Below are 5,164 nucleotides of genomic sequence, written 5' to 3' on the forward strand. Positions count from 1 at the left end.
TAGCTGAATGCTTACGTTCCTTTGGAACCGCTTCGCGATCGCATAAAAATACCACCAGAGAGGGGGGTATGGGAACATTCGTTAAGGTAAGCTACGTCTATCTCGTCTATCTGTGTAAGTATTTAGCGATCAGTTATCAGCTATCAAGGATGGATCTTTAGTTCGACTCTCTTGGTGCGCCTTCCCTAGGTCGGGAAACCCGACCGGGGTCGCACCGCAAAAACACCTGACTAAAAAGGTGAAACAAACCTAACTAAACGCCTTTAGCTGATAGCTGACGCTTTTACCTCATCTATCGCTAGCTGAAATAGCATTGCTCTTCCACAGGAGGTCAGCAATATGAAATTCTCAATTGTGCTTCTCACAGGACTGATGGCTCTAGTGCCTGTCGCTCCAGTTAAGGCTGAAAGCGGTGCGACCCCGGTCGGGTTTCCTGACCTAGGGAACGCGCACCAAGAGAGTCCCATCGTTGTTGGGGATAGTAACCGAGACGTTCTCATCTCTTCATTCGGGCGTAAATACAAGAATCGTTCACGCCGCAGGCGTCGGCGCATCTATTATCCCAGGCGTGGGCGTGGGCGGGTGCGCATCTATTCTCCTAAGCGTGGGGGGGTGCGAATCTATTCTCCTAGGCGTGGGCGCGGGCGAGTCTATTATCCCAAGCGCAGGGACGATGAAATCTACTATCGTAACCGTAGGGGAGTAAGAATATATTCTCCCAGGCGCAGGCACGATTCGATTTTTTATCGTTACTAAAAGATTCAAATCCGATTGGTATCGATCACCATTAAGGGAAGTTTGTATTATAGTAGTATATGTAATACAAACTTCTTTAATATGACACTTGGGTTGGACTATAGTCCGGTTGACAACTCACAAGACCTTGAGCAGATTGGGGTGATTATATCTCAGTGCTTTGGGGTTTCCGTAAGTGACTGTGAGGCTTACATTGAGCGTATTGGTACTGAAAACTTTCGCATCATTCGCCAAGCTGGAAATGCGATCGCTCATTTAGCAATTTATCCGATGGCACAATGGTACGGTGGTAAACCTGTGCCGATGGCAGGAGTTGCTGTGGTTGGTGTAGCGCCAGAGTATCGCGGTCAAGGGGTAGCTTACCAATTAATGGCTGAGACTATCATGCAACTCCATGACCAGGGCGTGCCAATTTCTACTTTATATGCTTCTACTGACACCCTATACCGGAAAGTAGGCTATCAACGAGCAGGAAACCGTTGCCTGTGGAAATTGTCTACCAAAACGATTTCGTTAAGCGAACGCAATCTTCCCATGCATCGAGTGGAGCCAGAGAATTACCAGATCTTCGAGGAGATCTATCACCAACAAGCTCAAGCCAACAATGGGAATTTAGACCGCCATCACGCTATCTGGAAACATCTGGTGAAACCAATAGTAGCAAAACCAGAAGAAACTATCTATAGCTATCTGATTGGTTCAGAAACTCTACCGGAAGGTTACATTATTTTTACTCAACAGGAAGACGATCACGGGCTTCGGATTACGATTGACGATTGGGCATTGCTGACCACAGCTGCTATCAAGCGTTTTTGGACTTTTATCGCTGATCATCGCTCCCTAGTCAAGCAGGTGTATTGGTATAGTTCTCCCCATGACCCGTTAATGTTACTGTTACCAGAACAAACGGCAAAAATTGACACTCGATATTACTGGATGTCACGAGTGATTGATGTTCCCAAAGCCTTAGAAAAGCGAGGTTATCCGGTAGGAATTGATGGGGAATTACACTTAGAAGTTGAGGATGATTTGATTAGTGCTAATAACGGTAGATTCCGTTTACGTGTTAATCAAGGGCAAGGTGAAGTTACTCCAGGAGGTAATGGGGATCTTCAAATTAGTATCCGAGGCTTAGCGTCTTTGTATACTGGTTTATATAGTCCTAGACAACTGCAACTTACCGGTTATTTGAAAGCCACAAACGAAGCTTTGTCAGTAGCGACATTATTGTTTTCTGGATCTGAACCTTGGATGCCAGATATGTTTTAATATAAGCAGTCAGCGCTCAGCGCTCAGCTATCAGCTATCAGGTTATGGGTCACAGGCTAGAAGCCTGTGCCACGATTTGTCAGAGGCTTGTTATATCATATTCAGATAATAATTTATCAAAAAACATAGCTTACTTCTGGTAAGTAATTTCCATCTTCATCCCCTGTTCCCTGTTCCCTGTTCCCTGTTCCCTGTTCCCTGTTCCCTACTATTTATAAATGTTCAACCGAACATGATATTACTCTTGAGTTGGATTCAACCAAGCTCTTAAATCCTCAAGATTAGAGAAATCTAAACAGGCTTCACTCAACCCTTCCAACTGATCCAGTGATAGTTGATGAATTTGCTGTTGCAGTTCACTGGGTATTTCTCCTAAGCTACGGGATAGCAGACGGAGTATCAGTGCTCGTTCTCGTTGTGCTCCTTCTTCTCGACCTTTTAGCAAGCCTTCTTGTAACCCTTCTTGTCTAGAAGTTTCGACAATATTATTCATGTCTCGGTAATATTTGAGACTATTTTGGTAGTTATCCTGTTCAGTGCGAGAAAAGTTAGCAATTTCTGCCACATCAAACAGTTGATTGAATACCGACTCTTGGAAAGGTTGAGGGCGATTGTTTAATTCTGAGAGATTTTTTAGGACAAACAGCCATTTATCAAAATGTGTTTCTAACTGGTCTAGAGTTTTGGTAAACTTGGGCAACTCAATGTAAAGGAATTTGAGTTTGTCATAAAATACCTGACAATCCTGATTTTTTAGCTCCACGGTATGTAGGATTGTCTTATCGTCTTTATGGTCGTCAAAAACAAAATCTAACACCCCGACAGTATAAACCGCCTTTAACTGATAATTCCAATCGCATTTTTGCGCTTGTTCTTGGATCGGAAATGTGGAATAATAAACACTTCTATCTTGAAAGAAGTTTTGTTTTGCTTTTTGAATCTCGACTATAAAACGTTCCCCAGTTTTGGATTGACAATAGATGTCAAAAATCCCTTTGCGGTCTACAGGAGTATTTCCTAAATTTTCCGTATTCTTGAAGGTGACATCTTCAATGTGATGTCGGGGTGGTAAAAGGGTGTTTAGAAAATCAATAAGTAGCCCTTTATTTGGCTCAGTACCAAAGACACGCTTAAAGCCAAAATCGGTGAGTAAACTAATGTACTTATCTTTGAGTGGATAGGCCATGACACTGCTAGAGCAATCGCCCCATTGATGCTCATGTATGAATGGATTTATTTGATAATATTATACTATATTTTTGATAAATTTGCAAGTCACAAAACTAGTATAAAAACAGTTTTATTTAAGTCAATAAAAACTTAAATAAATGTCAAAATTAGCTGAATGCTTCTAATTCACTTAAAAATTAAGTTATTCTAACTCCTGACTCCTAACTCCTGACTCCTGACTCCTGACTTCTTCAGGTATAGTGTTTATGATAGTTAAGGTACATCTAAACTTTATTCCCTACTCCCGTCTTGATGCAGTCGCTCATGGGGGAAACCCCCAAGACCGCGCTGCATCGCTACTCCCTACTCCCTATTCCCCTTAACGATGAGCAACGCCAAGTATTGGAAACCAGCTTACCAACTGTTTAACCCAGAGCAACCCCTGACGACACCAGAGGAAATCAGAGACTTTTATATCCAGCGAGAGGATAGTCCAGTAGAAAATTTAATCCCTATTCTGGAAATGGAAGACCAGCCAGTTAAGTTTTTATTAGCTGGTCATCGGGGCAGTGGAAAAACAACGGAATTGCGACGAATTGAACAGGAGCTAGCAGAAAATTATGCTGTAATCTGGGTTGATACGGCAACAGCTCTCGACCGGTATAATATTGGTTATGCTGAGGTGGTGGTGTTGATTGGAATGGAAGTTTGTCGCCAAGCTATTAAACCAGACTGGTGGTCAAATCGGGATCAGCGCTTACTGGATGATTTGGAAAATAGCCTGACAACTGTAATTTATCAAGATAAAGAAACAGATACTGAACAGTTAGAGTTACCAGAGGTTTTAAAAAAATTGGGGTTAATTCTCAAACGGGGATTAACTCGGGAAATGAGCAAAACCCTTAACATTCGCCCTGCTGTTAGTGACATCATTGCTCGCGTCAACGATATTATTAAAGCTGCTGAAAAAGACCGCAAGCAAAAATTATTAGTAATTGTAGATGGTCTCGATCGCCATGATTATATTACTGCTCTGGAAATGTTTGCTAGTCCGCTCCTGACAGAATTAGAGTGTCATATCATCTACACCATTCCAATTTCTTTACGATATTCCCCTAGCTTTCGCCAACCGATGGAAAGCTTTCAATGTTTGGATTTGTATAATTTGCCTGTATTCCAGTGCGATTGGCCTACGGCCACGCTACGCGAACGCAATTCTGGTCCCACCTCAACCCCTAACCAAGTTGGTCGAGATATCTTGAAGTCTGTGATTACCAAACGATTAGCTAAAATTAACGAGACAGACCTATTCACTCCCGATGCCTTAGATCTATTATCTGAGAAGAGTGGTGGTGTGATCCGGGATTTAATCCGACTAGCGCGGGGGGCTTGTCAGGTCGCCCTGAAGAAACGAAAGGAATATGTAGACACAACCATTGCTAAGGAGGCAATTCAAGAAGAACGCAAAGCCTATACTATCAACGACTATCATTTTCCGGAATTGGCTACTGTTCACGAAACTGGTCGCTTAACTACCAATACCCATCATTTGCCCAAGCAAGGCAACATTGTGATTTGTGATGAACTTTTACAAAATAAGTATGTCTTAGGGTATTACGGTGACCATACCTGGTTTGATGTGCATCCGATTATTATCGAAGACTTGGAACAGTGGCAAGCTAGTCAGAATTCAGCTGTTAGCTCTTAGGTTTTAGGTAAGCATTCAGCATTCAGCATTCAGCATTCAGCATTCAGCATTCAGCATTCAGCATTCAGCTATCAGGGGCTTGTGGCCAACCTACTTGAGGTAATTTTGGCGTTGCTGATTCTGGGTATGGTTTTGCCCCCCTAGGGTGTGTTTTCAAAGTTTTCCGCAAGATATTAGATCCCCCCCAGCCCCCCTTATTAAGGGGGGAGCCATACTCAAAGTCCCCCTTTTTTAAGGGAAACGGGGGTACTCGGAGTTTGA

At 42.8% G+C, this 5,164-nt stretch carries 5 protein-coding genes; 3 read left to right on the forward strand and 2 right to left on the reverse strand.

The features are described 5' to 3' along the window. The first annotated feature begins 339 nt into the window (after positions 1–339). Together F6K20_RS23360 and F6K20_RS23365 are read left to right on the forward strand one after the other, a co-directional pair. A complete protein-coding gene (locus tag F6K20_RS23360) occupies positions 340–756 on the forward strand; it encodes a hypothetical protein (RefSeq protein WP_131827015.1) in 417 nt (138 codons plus the stop codon). A gap of 81 nt (positions 757–837) precedes the next feature. Further along, entirely contained in the window at positions 838–2,025 is a 1,188-nt protein-coding gene (locus F6K20_RS23365) for a GNAT family N-acetyltransferase (RefSeq protein ID WP_008181473.1), read from the forward strand. Positions 2,026–2,263: 238 nt separating this feature from the next. Here the strand turns inward: F6K20_RS23365 and F6K20_RS23370 are convergent, their stop codons facing one another. After that, positions 2,264–3,211, reverse strand: coding sequence for an Rpn family recombination-promoting nuclease/putative transposase (locus F6K20_RS23370; protein ID WP_008181476.1), 948 nt, complete (start codon positions 3,209–3,211; stop codon positions 2,264–2,266). 369 nt (positions 3,212–3,580) lie between these two features. Here F6K20_RS23370 and F6K20_RS23375 point away from each other — a divergent pair, with 369 nt between their 5' ends. Then, entirely contained in the window at positions 3,581–4,903 is a 1,323-nt protein-coding gene (locus tag F6K20_RS23375) for a P-loop NTPase fold protein (protein ID WP_008181478.1), read from the forward strand. A 64-nt stretch (positions 4,904–4,967) separates the two neighbouring features. Here F6K20_RS23375 and F6K20_RS23380 read toward each other — a convergent pair. Further along, positions 4,968–5,164 (reverse strand): hypothetical protein (locus tag F6K20_RS23380; protein WP_287296201.1); only part of this gene is annotated, 197 nt, incomplete at its 5' end.

It is taken from the genome of Moorena sp. SIO2C4 (genome assembly GCF_010672485.1).
Lineage (GTDB): Bacteria > Cyanobacteriota > Cyanobacteriia > Cyanobacteriales > Coleofasciculaceae > Moorena > Moorena producens.

Coding starts and splice junctions, on each gene's coding strand:
- F6K20_RS23375 (WP_008181478.1), top strand. CDS start 3,581: ATGAGCAACGCCAAGTATTGGAAACCAGCTTACCAACTGTTTAACCCA.
- F6K20_RS23365 (WP_008181473.1), top strand. CDS start 838: ATGACACTTGGGTTGGACTATAGTCCGGTTGACAACTCACAAGACCTT.
- F6K20_RS23360 (WP_131827015.1), top strand. CDS start 340: ATGAAATTCTCAATTGTGCTTCTCACAGGACTGATGGCTCTAGTGCCT.
- F6K20_RS23370 (WP_008181476.1), bottom strand. CDS start 3,211: ATGGCCTATCCACTCAAAGATAAGTACATTAGTTTACTCACCGATTTT.